The sequence below is a fragment of the Pseudomonas extremorientalis genome (assembly GCF_001870465.1).
Lineage (GTDB): Bacteria > Pseudomonadota > Gammaproteobacteria > Pseudomonadales > Pseudomonadaceae > Aquipseudomonas > Aquipseudomonas extremorientalis.
Genome location: NZ_MDGK01000058.1, coordinates 64,737 through 88,209 on the forward strand (window position 1 = coordinate 64,737; position 23,473 = coordinate 88,209).

Here is a 23,473-nt window from a genome sequence, read left to right on the forward strand (position 1 = left end):
TTCATAGGCGGCAGGGAAAAGCGTCCTAAGCTCAGATCGAAAGAGTATTTAACGAATAGTTTTTAGAACTTTAAGCTCAGGCCTATTTCGTCACAGATCGAGCTCGCCATGTCCCTACGTCACCCCTTCGCCGCACTCCTCGGCTTGCTGGCTCTGTCCGTCGCCATCAGCGCGCAGGCCCAGGAAACCGTACGCATCGGTTACCAGAAGTCCTCGACCCTGATCACCTTGCTGAAAACCCAGGGCACCCTGGAAAAAGCCCTCAAGGCCGACAACATCGACGTGAGCTGGCACGAGTTCCCCAGCGGCCTGCCGCTGCTCGAAGCACTGAACGTGGGCAATGTGGATATCAGCGCCGACGTGGCCGACACCGTGCCGATCTTCGCCCAGGCGGCCCAGGCCAAACTCACCTATTTCGCCCAGGAAGCGCCCTCGCCCGCGGCCCAGGCCATCGTGGTACGCAAGGACTCGCCGATCCAGAACCTGGCGGACCTCAAGGGCAAGAAGATCGCCGTGACCAAGGCCGCTGGCACCCACTACTTGCTGATCGCCGCACTGGCCAAGGCGGGGCTGGCCTTTTCAGATATCGAACCGGCCTACCTGTCACCCGCCGACGGTCGCGCGGCGTTCGAGAACAACAAGGTGGACGCCTGGGTTACCTGGGAACCCTTCCTGACCAGCGTGCAGCGCCAATTGCCCACACGCACCCTGGCGGACGGCGCAGGGCTGGCCAGCTACAAGCGTTACTACCTGACCGGTACACCGTACGCCAAGGCGCACCCGGAAGTATTGAGGGTGGTGTACGAGCAGTTGGAAAAAGCCGGGCAGTGGGTGAAAACCCACCCCCAGGATGCGGCCAAGGTGCTGGGGCCGTTGTGGGGCAACCTGGATGTAGCGACGGTTGAAGCAGCCAATGCGCACCGCAGCTACCTGGTGCAACCGGTGACGCTCGATCAGTTGGGCGAACAGCAAAAAATCGCCGATGCGTTCTTCAAGGCGGGGTTATTGCCCAAGGCGGTGGATGCCAAGGATGTACAGACCTGGAAGCCTTGAGGGCGTAACAGGGAGTACTGCAACTGTGGCGAGCGGGCTTGCCCCGCGTTGGGTTGCGAAGCGACCCTGGAAGGAGGAATGCGGTGAGTCAGGCACTCTTCGGCCGCTGGTGTGGGGGCTGCTTCGCAGCCCGACGCGGGGCAAGCCCGCTCGCCACAGATTTGGATCACGATGGTCACAACAGGGTGCGGGCCAGGGCCTTTTTCCATTCGCTGTAACGCCCCTCCATCGCGGGATCATCCTGCGGCTCAAACCGCTCCCGCTGCCGCTCCAGCGCCTCCAGCGCTGCATCACTCGCCCACACCCCCGACGCCCTCCCCGCCAGGTGCGCCGCGCCCAGTGCCGAGACTTCGGGTGACAGGCTGCGCACCACCGGGCGTTGCAGCAGGTTGGCCAGGAACTGCATCAGCCAACGGTTGCGCGTGGCGCCGCCGTCCACCCACAGCTCTTTCAACGGGCTGCCGATGTCCTGCTGCATGGCCTCGAACACATCGCGGATCTGATAACCGATGGACTCCAGCGACGCCCGCAGGATATGCGCACCAGAGGTGGCCTCGGTCAGCCCACAGATCAGGCCCCGTGCATCGGCCTTCCAGTGGGGCGCGCCCAGCCCGGACAACGCCGGCACGAAATACACGCCGCCGTTATCCGACAGTTGCGCCGCCTGTTCGGTGAGGGCATCGAGGGATTCCCCCGCCACCAGGCGCGAGGCCCACTGCACGGCGGCGCCGGTATGGACGACGTTGCCTTCCATGCCGAACGTCGGTTGACCACCGTCGTGCCAGGCCAGGGTGGTGGACAAGCCATGAGTCGAGGCAATCGGGCCGCCCATGGGCGTCATCAACGACGACCCGGTGCCCAATGTCGCTTTCACCAGCCCCGGTGCAAAGCCGCCCTGCCCGTACAGCGCGGCATGGGAGTCGCCAATCATCGACATTACCGGGATGCCGGCGGGCAACCCGCCCGCCGCAACGGTTTCGGCAAAAAAGCCTGCACTGGGCTGGATGGGGGCCAATGCGGCCAATGGAATCTTGAACAGCGCCAGCAGCGCCGGGTCCCAGGCACAGGTGTGCAGGTTGAACAGTTGCGTGCGGGCGGCATTCGAGTAGTCGGTGGCGAACGCCTGGCCGCCGCTGAGCTTCCACAGCAACCAGCTGTCCACCGTGCCCAGGCAGATATCACCGGCAGCGGCGCGTGCGTGGCCATCCTCAAGGTGGTCGAGAATCCAGCGGAACTTGCCGGCCGAGAACATCGGGTCCAAGGCCAACCCGGTTTTTTCCAGGATCAGCGCTTCGTGCCCCTGCTCATGCAACTGGGCACACAACGCGGTGGAGCGCCGGCATTGCCAACTGATGCACGGTGACAGCGCTTCGCCGGTATGCCGGTCCCAGGCCACCACCGATTCTCGCTGGTTGCTGATGGCCAGCGCGGTGATCGGCCGGTCCACCTGGGCCAGGCACTCCTCAATGGCGGCCAGGGTGCTGTGCCAGATCAGCAGCGGGTCCTGCTCGGAAAACCCCGGCTGCGGATGGGTAATGCTCAGCGGCCGCGAGCCCCGCGCAATCACCTGTCCGCGCTCGTTGACCAGCACCGCCTTGGCGTTGCTGGTGCCTTCATCTATCGCCAGGATCAGCGGCGTATTGTCTGTCATCGCATTCACCGCAACCGAGTGGCAGCCGCCACAATCCCAGCCGCGTCGATGTTATGCAAGGCGCGGGTCGGTTCGCGAGCGCCGGCGGCGGCATATTCACCATCGCCGATGCCCAGGCGCACCAGGGCAATCCCCAGCCCGGCTTCGGCCAGCACTTCGGCCACCAGGCTGCCCACGCCACCGTTGATGTTGTGCTCTTCAACCGTGATGACCGCCCGCGTGCCACGCAGGGCGCTGAGCAACACGTCACGCTGCAATGGCCGGATCGACGACAGGTTGATCACCTGCGCCTGGATACCGTGCTCCGCCAGCACCCGTGCCGCATCCAGCGCTTCATGCACCACCGAGCCCAGGGCGACGATGCTCACGTCCGCGCCCTGGCGCAGGATATCCACCTGCCCTGGGGCAAATTGATAGTCGCCCGTGTGCAGGTCCGGCAACGCTTTGCCGTCGAGCCGGATATACACCGGGCCGTGGTAGCGCAGCGCGTAGTCGACGATCTGCCGGCATTCAAGCGCGTCGGCCGGAGCAAAGATCTGCACGTTGCCAAAGCCGCGCATTACCGAAATATCGTCGAGGCTGTGGTGCGTGCTGGCCAACGGGCCGTAACTGGCACCGGCATTCAGGCCGAACATCTTCACGTTGGCCTGGTTGTAGCAGACGTCGACTTTGATCTGCTCATTGGCCCGCGAAATCAGGAATGGCGCTGCGTTGCAGGTGGCGGCGATCTTGCCGCCCAGGGCCAGGCCCGCCGCGACGCTGACCAGCGACTGCTCGGCAATCCCCACATTGATCAGACGCTCGGGAAAGCGCTGCACAAACGGCCCGATCTTGGCCGTGGAGGTGGAATCGCTGACCACCGGCACCACGTCCAGCCCGGCATCGACGGCGGCAATAAAGGCTTCCACCATGACGCTCGCCAGATGTTCACTCGCCATGATTCAACTCCTCCAGTGCCGCGTTGATTTCATCACCCTTGGGCACGCGGTGGTGCCATTCGGGACGGGCTTCGATAAACGACACGCCCTTGCCTTTGATGGTGTGGGCGATCAGCACCTGGGGCGCGCCGGTCTTGGCCTGCATGCTTTCCAGGGCTTCGATCAACTGGTCCGCATCGTTGCCGTCGCACTCGCTGACACGAAAACCGAAGGCCGCCCATTTCACGTCCAGCGGGTCCAGCGGCATGATGTCCGCCGTCAGGCCCGCCAGTTGCAGCTTGTTCTTGTCGACGATCACGAACAGGTTATCCAGGCCGTATTTGGCCGCCGCCATCGCCGCTTCCCAGTTGGAGCCTTCAGCCAATTCACCGTCGCCGGTCAGCACATAGATGCGTTTTTTGCTGCCGGACATCTTCGCCGCCAGCGCCAGCCCCACCGCCACCGGCAGGCCGTGGCCGAGGGCGCCGGTGTTCAGTTCGATGCCAGGGGTTTTCTGCCGCACCGGGTGACCCGGCAGGTGGGAGTTGAAGTGCTGGTAGGTGGGCAGCCAGTCGACGGGGATGTAGCCCGCCTGCGCCAGGCAGCAATACAAACCACCGACACCGTGGCCCTTGCTCTGGATATAGATATCGCGCTCAGGGTCTTCAGTGCGTTCCGGCCCGGTATTGAGAATGCGGAAATACAGGGTGGCAAGAATATCGGTTTCCGAGAGATCGGCCCCGGTGTGGCCGCCGGCCGGTGAGTCGGCATTCAGGCGGATCACATGGCGCCGGATCAGGCGGGCCTGTTCTTTGATCTGGTGGGCGTCGTACTGGAAGGCATTCATGCAGCGGCTCCTTTGAGGCTGACCACGCGGGGTAAAAGTGTGCAAAGCTGTATTTGAATATTTATTCAGCAGTGACAATATATTTATATTTAGACGCCGAACGCTCGACAGGTCAAGTGAATGACCGGTGGAAAAATGAAATAAAACCTGGAAATGTCCCTCGGACAAACGGCCGAAATCCCACACGCGCGTATCTATCCCGTGGCTTTGCGCCGGATGAAAGTCGCGATCCAGAGGCCTGTTGGAAAAATTAAGCGCTTGACATTGCCACGGTGGCACTGGAATCTGAATTAACAGTCAAGCACGCATAAATATTCAGCGCACTTGAAAGCACTCCAAAAAAAATAAATCAGGAGAACACTGTGGACGCCAAAGCTACTGTCCAGCACCCGGCCGAACTCAAGCCGCCCCACCGCCCCCGGTTGGTGAAACTGCTTCCCAGCAATATCGGCGGCCCGCTGATCGGCCTGGTGTTGCTGGTGCTGGTCTTCTCCTTCAGTTCCGAATTCTTCTTCTCGCTGCGCAATGGCCTGAACATTCTTGATCAGGTCACGGTGCTGGGCATCCTCGCAATTGGCATGACCGCCGTGATCGTGATCGGCGGCATCGACCTGTCGGTGGGGTCGGTGCTGGCCTTCTCGATGATGATGCTCGGCTGGCTGTACCAGGACCAGGCGGTGCCGCTGGGGTTTGCGATCCCGATCTCGATAGCCAGCGGCATGCTCGCCGGGCTGGTGTCCGGCGCCTTGATCACCTATGCCAAGCTGCCGCCGTTCATTGCCACGCTGACCATGATGTCGGTGGCCCGTGGCCTGGCGAACATCCTCACCGAAGGCCGGCAGATCGTCGGTTACCCGGACTGGTTCACCAGTCTGGCCACGGTGCGTCACTTCGGCTTTCTCTCGGCAACCGTAGGGCTGTTCCTGGTGATGCTGGTGGTGGCCTGGGTGTTCCTGCGCTTTCGCGCCGGCGGCCGTAACCTGTACGCCATGGGCGGCAGCCCGGAAGTGGCGCGCCTGTCCGGCATCAAGGTGCGGGCGATCACCCTGTGGGTATACGCCATCAGCGGTGCGCTGGCCGGCATCGCCGCCGTGACCCTGGCCGCGCGCCTGGACTCGTCCCAACCCAGCGCCGGCCTGAGCCTGGAACTGGACGCCATCGCCGCCGTAGTAATTGGCGGCGCCAGCCTCAGCGGTGGCGTCGGCAGCATCGGCGGCACCCTGGTCGGTGTGCTGATCATTGGCGTGCTGCGCAATGGTCTCAACCTGCTGGGCGTTTCGCCCTTCATTCAACAAGTGGTGATCGGCGTGGTCATCGCCCTCGCCGTGACCATCGACACCCTGCGACGCCGCTCCAGCACTGCCCGTTAAACCTGTTCGACAGTTGACACCCTCCAACAATAAAACCAGGAGTCACCGACATGTTCAGCCCCAAGAAACTGCTGTTGGCCACCGCCCTCGCGGCTGCCACCCTCACCGCTGCCGGCACCACCTTGGCCAAGGACCTGACCATCGGCCTGGCCGTGGCCAACCTGCAGGCCGACTTCTTCAACCAGATCAAGCAATCGGTGGAAGCCGAGGGCAAGGCCAAGGGCATCAAGGTGATCACCGTGGATGCCCAGGGCAACTCCTCCACCCAGGTCAGCCAGATTGAAGACCTGATCACCCGCCAGATCGATGTGCTGATCTATATCCCTGCTGGTGCCACTGCCGCCGGCGTCCCGGTAAAAGCCGCCAAGGCCGCCGGCATCCCGGTGATCGCCGTGGACCGCAACGCACCCGATGCACCGGGTGACACCTTTATCGCCAGCGACAGCGTGGCCGGGGCCAAGACCCTGGCCGAATACGTCGGCAAGATCACCGATGGCAAGGGCCGCATCGCGATCCTGCAAGGCCAGCTCGGCACCACCCCCGAGAACGATCGCGCCAAGGGCTTCGAAGAAGGCTTGAAAGCTTTCCCGGACCTCAAGGTCGTCGCCCAGCAACCCGCCGAGTGGGCCCAGGACAAAGGCTTCGCCGTGGCCCAGGACCTGCTCCAGCGTGACCCGAACATCACCGTGTTCTTCGGCCGTGCCGATGCCATGGCCTTGGGCGCTGCCCAGGCGGTGAAGGTCGGCAACCTCGACCACAAGGTCGTGGTGGTCGGTTTCGACGGTGACGTCGCCGGGCTCAAGGCCGTGGAAAGTGGCGTGCTGAATGCAACCATGACCCAGCAGACCCAGAAGATGGGCCGCCTGGCCGTGGCATCGGCCATCGACCTGAAAGCCGGCAAGGCCGTGCCCAAGGAGCAACTGTTGCCCACTGTGCTGACCACCAAAGAAAACGTCGCGCCGTTCCTGCAACAGCACCCGTAAGCCTTGGAGGTCGTCATGCAAGCAGCAGCCCTGGACACCGCCCACGCCGACGCGGTGCTGTGCCTGCGCAATATCAGCAAGGCCTATGGGCCGGTGCAGGTACTGTCGCAGGTCAATGTGGACATCCGCCCCGGCGAAGTGCTGGCCCTGCTCGGCGAGAACGGTGCGGGCAAGTCGACCTTGTCGTCGATCATCGCCGGGCTGGTACAGCCTGAAGCCGGGGGCAGCATGACCTGGCGCGGCGCGCCTTACGCACCCGCGTCGCCCGGTGCGGCGCTGGGCGCCGGGATCGGTCTGATCCACCAGGAAATCCGCCTGCTGCCGCAATTGTCGATCGCCGAGAATATCTTCGTCGGTCGCCTGCCCATGCGTCATGGGCGGGTGGACCGCGCGTACATGGAGGCCCAGGCGCAGATCCAGCTGGAGCGCCTGGGGCTCAAAGTGCCGGCATCGCGCAAGGTCGAAGGCCTGAGCGTGGCGGCCCAGCAATTGGTGGAAATCGCCAAGGCGCTGACCCTGAAGGCCAGCCTGTTGATTCTGGATGAACCCACTGCGGCATTGGGCGGCGAAGAAACCGAGTTGCTGTTCAAACAGGTGGAACGGCTCAAGGCCGAGGGCGTGTCGTTTATCTATATCAGCCACCGCCTGGAAGAAATCGCACGCATCGCCGACCGTGTGCTGGTACTGCGCGACGGGCGCCAGATCGCCTTGCACGCCACCGCCCAGGTGCCGGTACGCGAGCTGGTGGAACAGATGGTCGGGCGCAGCCTGGAGCGGATTTTCCCCGCCCTTCAAGCGCCACAGGATCGCGTGATGTTGCAGGTCAAGGACCTCAGCTGCCGCGAATTTGCCTTGCACGGCATCGATTTCAGCGTGCGCGCCGGCGAAGTGTTCGGCATTGCCGGCGTGGTCGGCGCCGGGCGGACCGAACTGGTGCGCACTATTGCCGGCGCAGCACAGGATGTCCAAGGCCACCTGATACTCGACGGTGAAGTACGCCAGCTTCGCTCGCCCTTCGAGGCGATCCAGGCCGGCGTGGTGCTGGTGCCCGAGGACCGCAAGCAGCAAGGCGTGGTGGTGGAACACCGCATCGAAGATAACCTGATCTACGGCAACACCGACCTGCTGGACAAGCGCGGCTGGGTATTCCCTGCCCCGCTGCGCGAATTCGCCCGCACGGCGGTGGCCAGGCTGGGGGTCAAAGGTGCGCCGCAGTCGCGCATCTCCAGTTTGTCCGGCGGTAACCAGCAGAAGGTGATCATCGCCAAATGGCTGGCGCGCAACCCCAAGGTCTTCATCCTGGATGAACCGACCCGCGGCATCGACGTGGGTGCGCGGGCGGCCATCTATGAAGTGATCGCGGACCTGGCGGCCAAAGGCATGGCGGTGATGGTGGTGAGCTCGGATCTGGATGAGGTGCTTGGTTTGTCGCACCGCGTCCTGGTCATGAGCCGGGGCCGGCAGATGGGGATTCTGGAACGTGGCGAGGCCACCCCCGTTTCGGTGATGGAAATGGCGACTGCCTGACCCACAAACAATGAAGATCCAATGTGGGAGGGGGCTTGCCCCCGATAGCAGTGGTTCAATTGAAAAATTTATAACTGATACACCGCCATCGGGGGCAAGCCCTTCCCACAGGGGTCGGCTGTGATTTCAAATAACGGAGTTATCCATGCAGCTTTTTAGTCTTCAAGGCCAAGTGGCCTTTGTCACCGGCGCCGGCAGCGGCATTGGCCAGGCGATTGCCGTGGGGCTGGCCGAGGCCGGCGCGGATGTGGCCTGCTTCGATCTGCCGGGCAGCCCCGGCATCGCCAGCACCGTCGAACGCATCCAGGCCCTGGGCCGTCGTGCCCTGGCCTTGAGCGGTACGGTCACCGAGCGCGCCGCACTGGACGCGGCGGTGGCACGCACCGAAGCCGAACTGGGCCAACTGAGCGTCGCGATCAACTGCGCCGGCATCGCCAATGCCCAGGCCGCCGAAGACCTGGACCTGCAACGCTGGCAGACCACCCTGGACATCAACCTCACCGGAATTTTCCTCAGTTGCCAGGCCCAGGCCGCCGTGATGTTGCCCCGTGGCAAGGGCGCCATCGTCAATATCGCCTCGATGTCCGGCAGTATCGTCAACCGTGGCTTGCTGCAAGCGCACTACAACACCTCCAAGGCCGGCGTGATTCACCTGAGCAAGAGCCTGGCGATGGAATGGGCCGACAAGGGCTTGCGGGTCAACTGCATCAGCCCCGGCTACACCGCCACGCCGATGAACTCGCGCCCGGAAGTCGCCGACCAGGTGAAGATCTTTGAACAGACCACGCCCATGGGCCGCATGGCCAGCGTGGAAGAAATGGTCGGCCCGGCGATTTTCCTCGTCAGCCAGGCCTCGTCTTTCTGCACCGGTGTCGACCTGTTGGTCGATGGCGGCTTTGTGTGCTGGTAGGAGTTCGTCATGTCCCAACGATTTAGCGGTAAAACTGTGGTCATCACCGGTGCCTGCCGGGGCATCGGCGCCGGCATTGCCGAGCGTTTCGCCCAGGAAGGCGCCAACCTGGTACTGGCTTCCAACGACCTGGAACGCGTGACCTTCACCGCCGACCAACTGGCCCGGGAATACCAGGTCGACACCCTGGCCCTGGCCATCGACGTCACCCGTGAAGACGATATCGAAAAGCTCTACCGCGAAGGCCACGCCCGTTTTGGCAGCATCGACGTGTCGGTGCAGAACGCCGGCATCATCACCATCGACCACTACGACAAGATGCCCCGTGCCGATTTCGACAAGGTGCTGCAGGTGAATACCACCGGCGTGTGGCTCGGCTGCCGGGAGGCCGCCAAGTACATGGTCAAGCAAGGCAGCGGCCGGCTGATCAATACCTCCTCCGGCCAGGGCCGCCAGGGGTTCATCTACACGCCCCACTATGCCGCGAGCAAAATGGGCGTGATCGGCATCACCCAGAGCCTGGCGCTGGAACTGGCGCGGCATGACATCACGGTGAATGCGTTCTGCCCCGGCATCATCGAAAGCGAGATGTGGGACTACAACGACCGGGTGTGGGGCGAGATCCTCAGCACCGACGAGAAGCGCTACGGCAAGGGTGAATTGATGGCCGAATGGGTCAAGAACATCCCCCTGCGCCGCGCCGGCAAACCCTCGGATGTGGCGGGCCTGGTGGCGTTTCTCGCCTCGGACGATGCCGCCTACCTGACCGGCCAGGCGATCAATATCGACGGCGGCCTGATCATGTCGTAAGGGTTTGGTATCCTCACGGCCATTGAGTCATGCCTTTTACTATAAAGAGCCCTGAGGCCTTCATGAGCCAGATCGAAGAACAGCGCCTGATCACCAAGATCGCGAGCCTCTATTACGAAGAAGGGCTCAAGCAGTCCGAGATTTCCGCGCAACTGGACCTGTCCCAATCGTTTATCAGCCGTGCCCTGCGCCGGGCGCTGCAGGAAGGCGTGGTGAAGATCACGGTGATGCGCTTGCAAGGCCTGCACCTGGAACTGGAAACCCAGTTGCAGCGCCGCTACGGCGTGCGCCGGGTGATCGTGGTGGAAGCCACCGAGCCCGGCAATGACGAGAGCATCAAGCAGGCCATCGGTTCGGCCGCCGCCCACTACCTGGAAACCAGCCTGTCGCCTCAGGACCGTATCGGTATCTCGTCGTGGAGCAGCACCATTCGCGCCATGGTCGGCCACTTGCACGCGCAGCCGGGCAAACAGGCCGCCCAGGAAGTGGTGCAACTGTTGGGCGGCGTCGGCCACAAGGGCGCGTTTGAAGCCACTTTGCTGACCCAGCGCCTGGCGACCCTGCTCAACTGCCCGGCGTTTTTGCTGCCCTCGCAAAGCATCGAGCAATCGGTGGAGAGCAAGCAGCGCATCGTGCAGATGGAAGAGGTCAAGGAAGTGCTGCAGCGCTTTGACAGCATCACCCTGGCGATTGTCGGCATCGGCGACCTGGAGCCCTCGCAACTGCTGCGCAACAGCGGCAACTACTACACCGAAGACATGCTGCGCCTGCTCGCCGAACGCGGCGCGGTGGGCGATATCTGCCTGCGTTACTTCGATGCTCAGGGCAAGCCGGTGCTGGAGGAAGATGAAGAATTCGTGGTCTCGGTGGCGCTGCCCAAGCTGCGCGCCATCCACCGGGTGCTCGGCCTGGCCGGTGGGTTGAACAAGGTCCAGGCCATTCGCGGCGCGCTCCAGGGCGGCTACCTGGACATCCTGATCACCGACCTGGACACCGCACAGGCCCTCAACCAATAACCGTTTCTGGAGACTGCCGCTCATGACGTCCAAGCTCGAACAACTCAAGCAATTCACCACCGTGGTGTGCGACACCGGTGACCTGGAAGCCATCAGCCGCTTGCGCCCGGTGGACGCCACCACCAACCCGTCGCTGCTGCTCAAGGCCGCTGCCATCCCGGAATATGCCGAGTTGCTGCACAGCGCGGTGGGCCAGTCCAAGGGCGATGTGGACCTGGCGTGTGACCGCTTCGCGGTGGCGGTGGGCTGCGGCATTCTCAAGGTGATTCCGGGGCGCATCTCCACCGAAGTCGATGCGCGCCTGTCCTTCGACCAAGACGCGCTGTGGGCCAAGGCCAACCAGTTGATCGCGCTGTACGACCAGGCCGGCGTCGGCCGCGACCGCGTGCTGATCAAACTGGCCTCCACCTGGGAAGGCATCCGCACCGCCGAGCGCCTGGAAAAGGCCGGGATCCAGACCAACCTGACCCTGCTGTTTTCGTTCGTCCAGGCCGCCGCCTGCGCCGACGCCGGGGTGTTCCTGATTTCACCATTCGTAGGCCGCATCTATGACTGGTACCGCAAGAACACCGGCCTGGACTACACCGGCACCGGCACCGAGGACCCAGGCGTGCAGTCCGTGACGCGGATCTACAACTACTACAAGGCCAACGCCATCAACACCGTGGTCATGGGCGCCAGCTTCCGCACCCTCAGCCAGATCGAGCAACTGGCGGGCTGCGACCGCCTGACCATCAGTCCCGAGCTGCTGCAAAAGCTTGATGAAGACCAGGGCCTGCTGGAGCGTCGATTGAATCCGGGGGCAGTTGGGGAGCCGCGCCAGACCCTCAACGAAGCGCAGTTCCGCTGGGGCTCCAACGAGGACGCGATGGCCACCGAGAAACTCGCCGAAGGCATTCGCCAGTTTGCCCGCGACCAGGAAAAACTCGAAGCGGTGCTCGCAACGCGCTGAGCCCTGGACCGTTATGCCGTGCACAACGTCGCCGCCGAGATGATCGGCATGGCGACGCTGGGGTTCAGGCGGGCACTTTTTTACGGCACTCATCCATTGCTCGAGCCGCCACCGCGCCCATCACGCCGCCCACGATCGGCGCCAGCCAGAACAGCCAGAGCTGTGCCAGGTAATCAACTCCGGCAAACAATGCCGGCCCGGTGCTGCGCGCAGGATTGACCGAGGTGTTGGTGACGGGGATCAGGACCAGGTGAATCAAGGTCAGCGCCAAGCCAATGGCAATCGGGGCAAAGCCAGGCACCGCGCCGGGTGCGGTCACACGCAGGATGATGAAGACGAAGAAAAACGTGGCGATCAGTTCGGCCAGCAATGCAGCCTTCATGTCGAAATGACCGGGACTGAGCGGGCCATAGCCGTTGGCAGCAAAACCGCCCACCGAGAAATCCGCCTGCCCGTTGGCAATCAGGAACAACGCGGCAGCAGCAGTAATCGCCCCTGCAACCTGCGCCAGGATGTACGGCAGCACATCAGCGCCCTCGATACGGCGCCCCACCCACAGGCCGATGGTCACCGCCGGGTTGAAATGACCGCCGGAAATACCGCCCAGCGCATAGGCCATGGTCAACACCGTCAGCCCGAACGCCAGGGAAACCCCCACAAAACCTATACCCAACCCGGGGAACGCAGCCGCCAGGATGGCGCTGCCACAGCCGCCGAAGGTCAGCCAGAAAGTACCCATGAACTCTGCAGTCAAACGTTTTTGCACAATCAACTCCCATTGCCGCTCAAGTGCCGTCGCCACGGGAGGTGGGCGGCCCGAGGCGACGGTAGCAATGGGTATCAATATATCGTGTAGGACTTGTCTGGTCTTAGCGGCTTACAACGCCCTGCCCAAATTTCCTGATCGCCAGGCAATACCCGATCAGGGCTACCGCCGCCAGCAACCCACCGGCCGCGCCGATCCAGGCGAAGCCGAACTGGCTGCCGACCCAACTGCCCATCAGCGCGCCGCCGCCAATGCCGATGTTGTAGATGCCGGAGAACATCGCCATGGCCACGTCAGTGGCGTCGGGCGCCAACACCAGCACCTTGGATTGCATGGCCAGGCCGAAGCCCATGATCGCCATGCCCCAGAAAATGCTCAGCATCACCAGGTAAGATTCGGCTCCGCTCAAGGGCAGCAGCAACGCCAGGCAGGCGCTCAGGATAAACACCGCGCCCACCACGAACAGGTGCGGGTTGAAACGGTGTACCAGGCTGAACAGCAGCGAGCCGATGATGCCCGCGCCGCCGAACACCAGCAGGATCAGGGTCACCGCGCTGCCGCTCATGCCGGCCACGCCTTCGACAAAGGGCTCGATGTAGCTGTAGGCGGTGAACTGCGCAGTCACCGTCATCGCGGTGAGCACATACAGCGCCACCAGCGCCGGGCGCTTGAACAGCAGTGGCAGGCTGCGCAGCGAGCCGGAGTTCTGGCTCGGTAACAACGGCAACGTACGCGCCAGCCAGAACACCAGCGCAGCGGCGAACGCGCCGATCACCAGGAACGTGGTGCGCCAGCCCATGGCCTCGCCCAGCAGACGGCCCAACGGAATACCCAGCACCATCGCCAGGGAAGTGCCAGTAGCCAGCAGGCCGAGGGCTTGCACCTGCTTGCCTTCCGGCGCCAGGCGCACCGCCAGCGAGGCGGTGATCGACCAGAACAGTGCATGGGACAAAGCAATGCCGACTCGGCTGAGCATCAGGATGCCAAAGCTGGTGGCCACACTGGACAGGACATGGCTGGCGATGAACAGGCCGAACAGCACGATCAGCAGCTTGCGCCGCTCCACGTTGCGGGTCAGCAGCATCACCGGCAGCGACGTCAGGGAGACGATCCAGGCGTAGATGGTGAGCATCAGCCCGACGCTGGACACTGGCATGTCGAAGCTGGCGCCGATGGCACTGAGCAGCCCGACGGGCACGAATTCGGTGGTGTTGAACACAAACGCGGCCAACGCGAGGGCGAAGACCGGTTGCCAATTGGCTTGGGGCGTTGCGGCTGAAATGCTCATTGAAGGGCGCGGTACTCGGACGATGATCAGACGGCCACCCAGGACAAGCGCCGCCGCCGAGCATTCTATAGGTTTCCGGCCCGGCTGTTGACGCTCATCCCGCTCAAAATCACCTCAACCGGGTCAGGGTGCGGTCATGATGAGCACGTAGACCCCGATTGAATGGGCTTGCCGAGGGCATCCGCTCGTATATACCGCTGGTCGTAACAGCGACAAGGCCTTCGGCGTAGATCAAGGGTCAACCTGCCCCATCAATTCCGGAATCGACTCCGGCCGATTCGCATAACGCTGTGCCAACGCCGCGCACACCATCAACTGGATCTGGTGGAACAGCATCAGCGGCAGGATCAGCACGCCCATGCTCGCCCCGGCGAACAGTACCTGGGCCATCGGCACACCGGTGGCCAGGCTCTTTTTCGAACCGCAGAACAGGATGGTGATACGGTCTTCCTGGTTGAAACCGAACGCCTTGCCCAGCACCGTGGAGGCCACCAGCACCAGGCCCAGCAACACGCAGCACGCGACCACCAGGCCGCCCAGTTCCCACAGTGGGATCTGGTGCCAGATGCCTTCATTCACCGCTTCGCTGAACGCGCCGTAGACCACCAGCAGGATCGAGCCCTGGTCGACGAATTTCAGCCAGGACTTGTTGCGGCCGACCCACGCGCCGATCCAGCGGCGGGCGATCTGCCCGGCGATAAACGGCAGCAGCAATTGCACGCTGATTTTCAGGATCGCGTCGACCGTCGAGCCGCCCTCGCCGTGCACATTGAGCAGCAGCGTCACCAGCAACGGTGTCAGGAAGATGCCGAACAGGCTGGACGCCGCCGCGCTGCAGATCGCCGCCGGGATATTGCCCCGCGCCAGCGATGTGAAGGCAATCGCTGATTGCACCGTGGCCGGCAAGGCGCACAGGTAGAGCATGCCCATGTACAGGTCTTTACCGATCAGCGGCGACAGCACCGGCTTGAGCGCCAGGCCCAGCAACGGGAACAGCACGAAGGTCAGGCTGAACACCAACAGATGCAGGCGCCAGTGCCCGGCACCGGCGACGATAGCCTGGCGCGACAGCTTGGCGCCGTGCAGGAAGAACAGCAACGCGATGGCCAGGTTGGTGACCCAGCCGAAGGCCACGGCGGTCTGGCCGCTGGCGGGCAGCAGGGAAGCGAGAATCACCGTGGCGATCAGGGTCAGGGTGAAGTTGTCAGGCAGGAAACGGGGGCGAGTCATAAGCAGGATCTTCCGGGGGTTGCCAAGAGCGTCATCGCGACTCTAACGTAACGGCTTGTTACCGACTAACGCCAATGAGCCAACAAATGCCGCCTAAAGGACATACCAACACGGTGCGCCGTAGCGTGCCAGGCCTTTCCAGCCTGCCACGGCCGGTGTATGGGCGCACCGAATCGCTGCCCAACCGCGCCCTGACCCGCCGGCACAGTCACCCGTGGGTGCAATTGTCCTACGCGATTTCCGGGGTGCTGGAGATCCAGACCAGCGTCGGCCGCTTCGTCGCACCGCCCCAGCGCGCGGTGTGGATTCCAGCCGGTGTACCGCACCGCGTGTTCAGCTCGCCCCACACCGAAATGCGCAGCCTGTACCTGGATTGCAGCGTCACCACCTGGGCGGCGGAGCGCTGTCATGTGCTGGCGGTGAGCAGCCTGCTGCGCGAGCTGATCCGCAGCTTCAGCGAACTGCCGGTGGAGTATGCCGAGGATGGGCCGGACGGGCGCCTGGCCCAGGTGGTGCTGGATCAGTTGGCGGCGGCGCCGCACGTCGATCTGATGCTGCCATTGCCATCGGATCCGCGCTTGCGGTCGATCTATCGCAGCCTGAGTGCGCACCCGGAACAGCAAACAACCTTGGGCCAGTGGAGCCAGAAACTGGGGGTGAGCGAGAAGACACTCAGTCGGTTGTTCTTGAGCGACACCGGGCTGACGTTCCGCGCCTGGCGCCAGCGCCTGCGGTTATTGAGCGCCCTGCCCGCCCTGGAGCAAGGCGAGCGGGTCACGGATGTGGCGCTGGGGTGTGGCTATGAGTCGACGTCGGCGTTTATCAATGCGTTTCGGCAGCAATTCGAGGCCACGCCCGGTGAGTTTTTCCGCTGATCATTCCCTTACAGGGCGTTGGCTGCGGTCACCGCATTGGATATCAAAAACGCTGGCCAAACGCCTGCGCCCTTTGGCAGTCACCGTCAGCGCGCGCGAATCAAGCGTTCGCGCCAGCCACCCGCCTAGCAGCATATGATCCAGCAGTAACGCCCCCAGCGCTCCTCCTACATGGGCACAGCGTTGGCTCCAGTCCAGGCATGGGTAGGCGAAGCGCCGGCGCGCCTGGACTCGAGCGGTAAGATCCAGGCCCAGTTCTGCCATGCCTTCCATGCCCGTTGGCGTCAATTGGTACATCCCCTGCTGCAGCGCCATCCATTCGCGCTCCAACAAGGCGTCATGCACCTTTACCCCCAACTCACCGGCCAAATGATCGTAGCAACTACGGGCATGGCGCAGATGGCACGGAGTGGACGGCTTGAACGCCGGCAGTTCAAATGAACTGATCGCCAGCAGCGCCTCCAGCGCATGGGCGACATCGCTGTTTGCCAATTGAAAATAGCGATGCTTGCCTTGGCTGATCATCGTCACCAGCCCTTGCTCCAGCAGTTTTTGAAAATGGCTGGACGCCGTCGACGAGCTCTTCTGCGCGACCACTGCCAGTTCTGTGGCCGTGCGCGCACGCCCATCGAGCAGGCAACAGAGCATGCGCGCCCTGGCCGGGTCGGCAATCGCAGCCGCTACATGGGCCAGGCGCAATTCGGAAGGTTCAACATCCATAGTTCGACGCTCCTCGAAGTGAAAGCCATATCGGCAGAGTACTTTACAAGCCAATCCAGGAGAGATGCCGATGAATCACACGCGTTTTTTTGGCCAGACCGTACTCAGGTGTACGTTCGTTATGGCAATCATTGGCTGGGGAGTCGGGTTCTACGGCCCGCCGATTTATATGCAGGCCGTCATGGATCGCACCGGGTGGCCGATTGACGAGGTGTCTGCGGCGGTGACCCTGCACTTTCTCAGCGGCACCCTGGTCATCGCCAATCTGCCGCGACTGTACAAACGCTGGGGTATACCCGCAGTAACTTGGGTGGGCAGCCTGATCCTGGGCATCGGGGTTAATATCTGGGCTCAAGCGGACGCGCTTTGGGTGCTATATTTCGGCGCAATGTGCTCGGGTATCGGCTGGGTCACATTGGGCGCCGCGGCCGTCAACACGCTGATTGCGCCCTGGTACATCAAAGGGAGGCCAACCGCACTGGGCAAGGCCTATAACGGTGCAAGCCTGGGTGGGGTGATCTTCTCGCCGCTGTGGGTACTCTTGATCGAGCGATTCGGCTTTGCCATCGCGGCCTTGGCAATAACCCTGGGCACCATTACGCTGAATGCCGGGTTTGCTGTGTGGGTGTTCGGCAAAACACCGCAGAGCGTGGGCCAGCAACCTGACAATCTCGCCACGCCGTCCGCATCACCGCTCCATGCCCCTGTCATCCCCTGGACGACCGTGCAGACATTCCGATCGGCACAATTTCGCACGCTGGCCGCCGGCATGTCCCTTGGTCTGTTTGCACAGATTGGGTTGATCGCCCATCTGTATTCGATCCTGGTCGTACACCTGGGCTCCCGCCCTGCCTCATTCGCCATGGGCTTGGCCACCGCCAGCGCCATGGGCGGGCGATACATCGCCGCGCACTGGATGAGCCAAGGCATTAATCGTCGCCATTTGGCTTGCCTGGCTTATGGGGTTCAACTGCTGGGCACCTTGATGTTGCTTTGCCTGCAATTGGACCCTGCGGTCGCCTGGATAGCAGTCGTGCTGATCGGCTCCGGGATCGGCAACGCCACATCGCTGCCACCGTTGATCGCGCAAACCGAGTTCAGCCACGAGAATACCGCGAAGGTCATCGCTCTGATGGTTGCCCTCAGCCAGGCCATCTACGCTTTCGCACCCGCCGGCTTCGGCCTTATACGCGCGGCATTTGTCGATCCGCAAGAGGCGATTGTTGCCGTGGTGGTGGTGGCCGTCACCGTTCAACTGCTGGCAATTCTGTCCTTCTATCGCGGCGCAGCCCTGCCCACCTGCAGAACGACCGCTTACTGAGCTCGCCCTTGAACTTGGGCCTCTCAACTGCCATTGCCGCCATGGGCCTCTTCGAAGAAGTAGTCCTTCCAACTGGCGGCCTTGTTTTTCAGCACGCCCAGTGCCTGCAATTTCTCGGCGTAGATGTAGGTACGCTGCGGCACGATGGTGAAGTCGATTTCCGGGTCCTGGACGATTTTTTCCACCAGGTCCAACGGCAACTTCGACTGCTCTACGCGGATATACGCCTTGGCTGCCGCTGGCTTGTCAGCCTTGATGATCGTCTCGGCTTCGGCCAATGCGTCATAGAACGCCTTGTAGGTCTTGGGGTTTTCGTCGTGGAATTTCTGCGTGGTGTAGAGCACGTTGAACGTGGCCGGCCCACCGAGGATGTCGTAGGAACTGAGCACCTTGTGCACGTTAGGGTTCAGCAGTTCCTGATACTGGAACGGCGGGCTGGAAAAGTGCGCGTTGATCTCCGATCCCCCGGCAATCAACGCGGCGGTCGCATCGGGATGGGCCAGGCTGATGGAGATGTCGTCGAACTTCTTGAAGTTGGCATCGCCGAACTGCTTGGCGGTTTCGATCTGCAAGGTGCGCGACTGGAAACCCACACCGGCGGCGGGCACGGCGATGCGGTCTTTTTCGCTGAAGTCCTTGAGGGTCTTCACGTTGGGGTTGTTGGTCAACAGGTAGTTGGGCATCGAGCCCAGGGAGGCGATGGCCTTGACGTTCTGCTTGCCCTTGGTGCGGTCCCACAGGGTCAGCATCGGCGGCACGCCAGCGGAAACCACGTCGAGCGCACCGGCCAGCAGCGATTCGTTCATCGCGGTGGCGCCGGAAATGCTGTTCCAGTCCACCTGGATATCCAGGCCCTGTTCCTTGCCGTGTTTTTCGATCAGATGCTGGTCGCGCACCACGTCGAGGATCAGGTAGCCGATGCCGAATTGCTGGGCGATGCTGATCTTGCCTTCGGCCTGGGCGCCGATACTGATCAGGGCTGTCGCAGCCGCCAAGAGGGTCAGGGAGGAGCGCTTGAAAGTCATGGGAGTCTGCCGCATTTTTAAGAAGGTGATGGAGCCTAGCGACGATTTTTAAGAGTGGAAAAGAATATCGGGATCTATTGTTATGCAAATGGCCCACAAACCAGCCCCCGGCTGCTATTGTGCGGCGCTTTGAAAAACTGCCGAACCAGCGAGGAAATGGACGTTGAACACTGACGAAAAAATGACCGGGGACCTGTTCGAGGTGGATAAGCGCCTGTCACTCAAACCCGTGGTGGACTTCAACGCCTACCTGCGCAGCGCGTTCGGCGACGGCCCGTGCAGCTGCATCCGCTGCACCGATGGTAACGGCGATGAAAACGGCTATGCGTTCCAGCACAGCTTCACCTTCGACAGCAAACCCACCCAGCGCCGCTTCGCCACCACGGCGGGCAGCGATGTGTTGCAGGTGTTGAAGAAAGCCTGGTTGTCGTACACCAAGGCCGAATTGCCCCTGAGTGGTGTGCTGGCGCTGGATACGGTGAAGGAGTTTGTCGAGCCGCAGTTGCACAAGCGGTTGGTACCGCTGTTTTTGGCCAGTGGGTTGGTCAAGGATGTCGACGGTGCACTGCATCTGCAGCCACAAGCGGCCTGATTGCTCGCGCAGTAGGTCAATGGGCAGCGCGACTCTGGGCCAGCAGGCGGTCGACCACTTGCTGCAGACACACGTGCTCATCGGCGCCCGAGGCCCGGGCGTCGGCATGGCAGCGCAATTGATCGACGGCGCTGTTGCCTGACGCCAGCAACCTATGCAGGTCATCAAACAACTGAGGCTCGCCCATGGCCCCGGCGGTGGCCGCGAAGATGCGTTGCGCCTCTAGCAGCCACTGTTCAGCAGTGCCCATCGTCCCCTGGTCATCCAGCGCAAAGCTGCCCGCAGCACCGTAGCGCTTGGCCTGCCAGCGATTCTCCTTGAGCAGCCAGAGCGCCTCGGCGGTGAACCCGGCGCCGGGATGTTCCAGGGCACAGGCATGAGTAACCATTACCCGAAACAAGGTGGCGAGCACCAACGCATCCGCCAGCCTGGGGCAGGCATCGGTCATGCGCAGTTCCAGGGTGGGATAACGCGCCGCAGGCCGAATGCCCCACCACCCGTTGCCATCGGCCTTGATCGCACCGACGCGCTGCAGCAATGCCAAATAGCGCAAGTACGCCGACCAATCGGTGAAGTGCTCGGGAACGCCCATGCGTGGCCACTCATCGCACGCGGCCTGGCGATAGCTCATGAACCCTGTGGGTGCGCCCTCCCAGAACGGTGACGAGCAACTGAGGAGCAGCAATAACGGCAACCAGGGCGAGACCTGATTCATCACCGCGATGCGGTCGATTCCGGCCGGCACCTCGACATGCACGTGCAACCCACAGAGCACACTGCGACGCGCGACGTACTGGATGTCTTCGAACAATTGCTGGAAATGCACGCGGTCGGTGGCCGTTTGCTCGCGCCATGCCGCCAAGGGATGGCTGCCGGCACAGACCACACCGAGACCGAATGCGCCCAAGGAGCGGGCGAGGTTGTGGCGCACGGTGGCCAGGTAATCCGCCGCCTCACTGCTGGCCTTGAACACCGGGGATGCCACCTCAATCTGGCCCTGGAACATTTCGAGGGCGAAGCCCGGGCCAATCGCCTGCCGGCAGGCCGCCAGCACCGCCGCAGACGGTTCGCCGACCATGTGCCGCGTGTGCAGATCGGTGATGAAATATTCTTCTTCGATACCGAAAGTGAGCATGACCTTCAGCGCAGACGGGTGACGGTGAGCGCGACCACCGCAATCCGCTCTACCCGCTCGTAGCCCGGCTTATCCAACTCTTCGCCAAATACGTCAGGGTCCAATTCACGGTAGGTCCAGCCGAACGCATCGCTGCCGAGCAATGGCTTGACCGCCGCCAGGAACGGGTCCTCGCCCGCGACTATCGCCACACCGGTATACAGCACCAGGCTGCCACCAAGGGCCAGGCGCCCCAGGGATTCGCCGGCGATGCGCACCGACAACTGCTCACCCAATGCACCGCCACCGTGGCGATAGGCGCGTTGACGGTCATCATTCATGTACGGCGGGTTGGCCACGATCAAATCGAACTCGCCCTCCACGCTTGCCAGCACATCGCTGTGGTAGGCGCTGACATTGCTCAGCCCGGCCAGCTCGGCATTCACGGCGGTCATGCGCAGGGCGCGCGGGTTGATATCAACCGCCAACACCTGCGCGTCATGTCGAGCGCGGCCGATCACCAGTGCCCCCACACCCGCGCCGCAGCCGATATCCACGGCGCGCTTGAGCGGTTCGAAGCGCTGTTGCAGATGGGCTTCGATCACCTGGGCGAAGCGGTAGCTGTCGGGGCCGAAGAACACGGCATCCGGTTCAGTGGTGGGGTATGCGGAATGCGCAAACAGAAGATCGTCCAGGCTGGACCAACGCACCGCGCTGCGCCACAGCGCGCCATGCGGTTCGACGACATCGGCTTGTTGCAGGTCCTCGCGGAAGGTGTCGGGCACCAGGTCGCGGTCAAACGGCATCGACCAGCCGAATACGTCGCGAAGGTCCGATGCCTGGGAGGCACCCCGACGTTGATAGACGCGTTCGTGGGTCAAGGGCGTCGGGGTGATGAAACGGTAGCCGAGCTGCTTCAACCCACAGCCCAGGTTCAACAGGGCGCGGTCGGCCAGATGTTGTGCAAACATGGGAAGTTCCTTAGCGCAATCGCGCGCGCAATTGAATAAAACGGCGGGTCGCGTACAACCCGGCGGGCGTGCAATGGCGTCGCGCCGACATCCACGGGATCAGTGCGTTGAGCTGCTGTTGATCGGACAGGTTGCACAATGAATCAACCAGCGCCTGGGTGTCCGGGTCCGTCGGGCGTTGCTGCTCGCGGGAAAACCGGCTGCCGCGCCCGGGCCGCACGGGCGGCACACGTTTGTCACTGATCCAGTCGCCGGCGATCCAATCGTGCAGCACCTGTTTTTCATAGCCGCTGAACACGCCGAACATCGCCGCGCCCGCGCCCTCGATCAGTTGCCAGAATCGACTTTCGGCCGGGTCCTGGTTGCGCTTGATCCAGCCCTTGTCTTCCAGTGCCTGGAGAAAGGCGCCGATCTGCCCCGGCTGACCCAGCCACTGGTTGACGGTCTTGCCTTCGAAGCGGCAATAGTCCGAGTGCATGTGTTGGCCGAAGCTGCGCTTGCGCTCGAGCATCGCGACCACTTCGTCCTGCAGGTTGAAACCGCTGATAATCGCGGTGGTCCCCGGGCCCAGGTCGTTGAGGCGGTACCCCTCGGCCACCCGGCGGTAGAAATCCGCCCTGCCCTCGCCCAGCGGCAGCAGGCTCAGTACCGACTGCGCTGCCTTGCAGGCGTGGCCGCTGCTGGCGTTGTCGATGGTCACGTGCAGGGTGAAGTAATACGGATCGATGCCCAGTTCGCTCAACTCGTAGGCGGTGATCAACAGGTGCAGGGGCAACTGTTCGTAGCCCAGGTTGAAGCCGATGATCTCCGGCAGGAAGTCCTCGGCACACAATCCCAGTGCCAGTTGCAGGGCACCTTGCAGGTAGTGCACATCTTCGAGACCGGCGTCGCTGTCGGCATCGTGTTCGTTGAGCAATTTGCGGTAGATCACCACATGGTTCTGTGCGGCTTCACCATCACCCAACTCTTCAAGGTAGGTGGTGAGCAGGCCGTCGAAACTCGGGGCGTGCCAATAGCGCAGCAGGCCGTTCAGCCAAGCGCCGTCGACCTGTTTGGTGGGGGCGACGTGCTGCAGGAAATACAGCGCATGGGCCTTGTTCTGAAAATAGCGACGTGGTCGACCTTGTTGGCGTTGTTCAAGGTAATCGGCATAGGCTTGGGCCACCTGCGCGCAGCGCTGCTCGACCCAGGCAGGCAGTTGCTCGGCCATCTCGGGCAGATCGCTGGCGGCGTCTCGCATTTGCGTCAACTGCGCCAGCAGGAAATCCCGCGCGATCTCTTCGGCCCCCTGGGCTTCACCGTAAAGCTGTTGGTACAGCCGCTGGTATTGGCCGGGCGCCGAGTGGGTGATAGAGGCCGGTTGGCCTGACAGCGCTGTAAGAAGCGTCATGATGGCAGTTTCCGCAAAGTCCGATACAACCAGGCCTCCCCGACAAGGAGGCCCCGCAAGAGCGCTCAGTACCACACGCTTCTAAAGTGAAGAGCATCGGGGTGTGCGGAAAATTCAATTGGGGTTTGAAAGCTGCGGATCGGCG

Annotated in this window: 22 protein-coding genes; 11 read left to right on the top strand and 11 right to left on the bottom strand. The window is 62.7% G+C overall.

The features are described 5' to 3' along the window. The first annotated feature begins 108 nt into the window (after window positions 1–108). Entirely contained in the window at window positions 109–1,053 is a 945-nt protein-coding gene (locus tag BFN10_RS23945) for an aliphatic sulfonate ABC transporter substrate-binding protein (RefSeq protein WP_071491766.1), read from the top strand. Between the two features lie 175 nt (window positions 1,054–1,228). Here BFN10_RS23945 and BFN10_RS23950 read toward each other — a convergent pair whose 3' ends face one another. From BFN10_RS23950 to BFN10_RS23960, 3 genes are read right to left on the bottom strand one after another with little or no spacing between them, the layout of a single operon-like run. Then, window positions 1,229–2,704, bottom strand: a complete 1,476-nt coding sequence (locus BFN10_RS23950; protein WP_071491767.1) for an FGGY family carbohydrate kinase — start codon at window positions 2,702–2,704, stop codon at window positions 1,229–1,231. Between the two features lie 5 nt (window positions 2,705–2,709). Further along, window positions 2,710–3,642: a transketolase family protein gene (locus tag BFN10_RS23955; RefSeq protein ID WP_071491768.1), complete on the bottom strand. Its 933-nt coding sequence runs from the start codon at window positions 3,640–3,642 to the stop codon at window positions 2,710–2,712. Further along, window positions 3,632–4,468 (bottom strand): transketolase, encoded by an 837-nt coding sequence (locus tag BFN10_RS23960; protein WP_071491769.1) that lies wholly within the window; start codon window positions 4,466–4,468, stop codon window positions 3,632–3,634. Before BFN10_RS23960 ends, BFN10_RS23955 begins: the two co-directional genes overlap by 11 nt. A 362-nt stretch (window positions 4,469–4,830) precedes the next feature. On the opposite strand from BFN10_RS23960, the gene BFN10_RS23965 reads away from it, so the two are divergent. The 7 genes from BFN10_RS23965 to tal all read left to right on the top strand — a co-directional run bounded on the left by BFN10_RS23965 (window position 4,831) and on the right by tal (window position 12,036). After that, window positions 4,831–5,838: an ABC transporter permease gene (locus BFN10_RS23965; RefSeq protein ID WP_071491770.1), complete on the top strand. Its 1,008-nt coding sequence runs from the start codon at window positions 4,831–4,833 to the stop codon at window positions 5,836–5,838. Window positions 5,839–5,888: 50 nt separating this feature from the next. Continuing rightward, window positions 5,889–6,821 (top strand): sugar ABC transporter substrate-binding protein, encoded by a 933-nt coding sequence (locus BFN10_RS23970; protein WP_071491771.1) that lies wholly within the window; start codon window positions 5,889–5,891, stop codon window positions 6,819–6,821. A gap of 15 nt (window positions 6,822–6,836) precedes the next feature. After that, window positions 6,837–8,348 (top strand): sugar ABC transporter ATP-binding protein, encoded by a 1,512-nt coding sequence (locus BFN10_RS23975; protein ID WP_071491772.1) that lies wholly within the window; start codon window positions 6,837–6,839, stop codon window positions 8,346–8,348. Between the two features lie 130 nt (window positions 8,349–8,478). After that, window positions 8,479–9,258, top strand: a complete 780-nt coding sequence (locus tag BFN10_RS23980) for an SDR family oxidoreductase (protein WP_269458760.1) — start codon at window positions 8,479–8,481, stop codon at window positions 9,256–9,258. Between the two features lie 9 nt (window positions 9,259–9,267). Then, window positions 9,268–10,068, top strand: coding sequence for an SDR family oxidoreductase (locus BFN10_RS23985; protein ID WP_071491774.1), 801 nt, complete (start codon window positions 9,268–9,270; stop codon window positions 10,066–10,068). A gap of 62 nt (window positions 10,069–10,130) precedes the next feature. Further along, window positions 10,131–11,084, top strand: a complete 954-nt coding sequence (locus BFN10_RS23990; RefSeq protein WP_071491775.1) for a sugar-binding transcriptional regulator — start codon at window positions 10,131–10,133, stop codon at window positions 11,082–11,084. 22 nt (window positions 11,085–11,106) lie between these two features. Further along, on the top strand, window positions 11,107–12,036 hold the full coding sequence (tal, locus tag BFN10_RS23995) for a transaldolase (protein ID WP_071491776.1): 930 nt from the start codon (window positions 11,107–11,109) through the stop codon (window positions 12,034–12,036). Between the two features lie 64 nt (window positions 12,037–12,100). On the opposite strand, the gene aqpZ is transcribed toward tal, so the two are convergent. From aqpZ to BFN10_RS24010, 3 genes are all read right to left on the bottom strand, one after another. After that, window positions 12,101–12,802 carry an aquaporin Z gene (gene aqpZ, locus BFN10_RS24000; protein ID WP_071492033.1) on the bottom strand — a complete coding sequence of 234 codons (702 nt, stop codon included), beginning with the start codon at window positions 12,800–12,802 and terminating at the stop codon, window positions 12,101–12,103. Window positions 12,803–12,905: 103 nt separating this feature from the next. Next, the gene (locus tag BFN10_RS24005; RefSeq protein ID WP_071491777.1) at window positions 12,906–14,090 is read right to left on the bottom strand and encodes a sugar transporter; all 1,185 of its coding nucleotides are present in this window, start codon (window positions 14,088–14,090) and stop codon (window positions 12,906–12,908) included. A 231-nt stretch (window positions 14,091–14,321) separates the two neighbouring features. Beyond that, on the bottom strand, window positions 14,322–15,320 hold the full coding sequence (locus tag BFN10_RS24010; RefSeq protein WP_071491778.1) for a bile acid:sodium symporter family protein: 999 nt from the start codon (window positions 15,318–15,320) through the stop codon (window positions 14,322–14,324). Window positions 15,321–15,406: 86 nt separating this feature from the next. On the opposite strand from BFN10_RS24010, the gene BFN10_RS24015 reads away from it, so the two are divergent. Next, entirely contained in the window at window positions 15,407–16,195 is a 789-nt protein-coding gene (locus BFN10_RS24015; RefSeq protein WP_071491779.1) for an AraC family transcriptional regulator, read from the top strand. Here BFN10_RS24015 and BFN10_RS24020 read toward each other — a convergent pair whose 3' ends face one another. Further along, window positions 16,196–16,915, bottom strand: coding sequence for a helix-turn-helix domain-containing protein (locus tag BFN10_RS24020; RefSeq protein WP_071491780.1), 720 nt, complete (start codon window positions 16,913–16,915; stop codon window positions 16,196–16,198). It lies immediately after the preceding gene. A 70-nt stretch (window positions 16,916–16,985) separates the two neighbouring features. On the opposite strand from BFN10_RS24020, the gene BFN10_RS24025 reads away from it, so the two are divergent. After that, on the top strand, window positions 16,986–18,236 hold the full coding sequence (locus BFN10_RS24025) for an MFS transporter (protein WP_071491781.1): 1,251 nt from the start codon (window positions 16,986–16,988) through the stop codon (window positions 18,234–18,236). 23 nt (window positions 18,237–18,259) lie between these two features. Here the strand turns inward: BFN10_RS24025 and BFN10_RS24030 are convergent, their stop codons facing one another. Next, window positions 18,260–19,261, bottom strand: coding sequence for an ABC transporter substrate-binding protein (locus BFN10_RS24030; protein WP_071491782.1), 1,002 nt, complete (start codon window positions 19,259–19,261; stop codon window positions 18,260–18,262). Window positions 19,262–19,424: 163 nt separating this feature from the next. Here BFN10_RS24030 and BFN10_RS24035 point away from each other — a divergent pair, with 163 nt between their 5' ends. Then, entirely contained in the window at window positions 19,425–19,853 is a 429-nt protein-coding gene (locus tag BFN10_RS24035) for a hypothetical protein (protein WP_071491783.1), read from the top strand. A 16-nt stretch (window positions 19,854–19,869) separates the two neighbouring features. Here the strand turns inward: BFN10_RS24035 and BFN10_RS24040 are convergent, their stop codons facing one another. From BFN10_RS24040 to BFN10_RS24050, 3 genes are read right to left on the bottom strand one after another with little or no spacing between them, the layout of a single operon-like run. Then, window positions 19,870–20,988 (bottom strand): carboxylate-amine ligase, encoded by a 1,119-nt coding sequence (locus BFN10_RS24040; protein WP_071491784.1) that lies wholly within the window; start codon window positions 20,986–20,988, stop codon window positions 19,870–19,872. 5 nt (window positions 20,989–20,993) lie between these two features. Further along, a complete protein-coding gene (locus BFN10_RS24045; RefSeq protein WP_071491785.1) occupies window positions 20,994–21,938 on the bottom strand; it encodes a methyltransferase in 945 nt (314 codons plus the stop codon). Between the two features lie 10 nt (window positions 21,939–21,948). Beyond that, window positions 21,949–23,328 (bottom strand): iron-containing redox enzyme family protein, encoded by a 1,380-nt coding sequence (locus BFN10_RS24050; RefSeq protein ID WP_071491786.1) that lies wholly within the window; start codon window positions 23,326–23,328, stop codon window positions 21,949–21,951. Window positions 23,329–23,473: the final 145 nt, after the last annotated feature.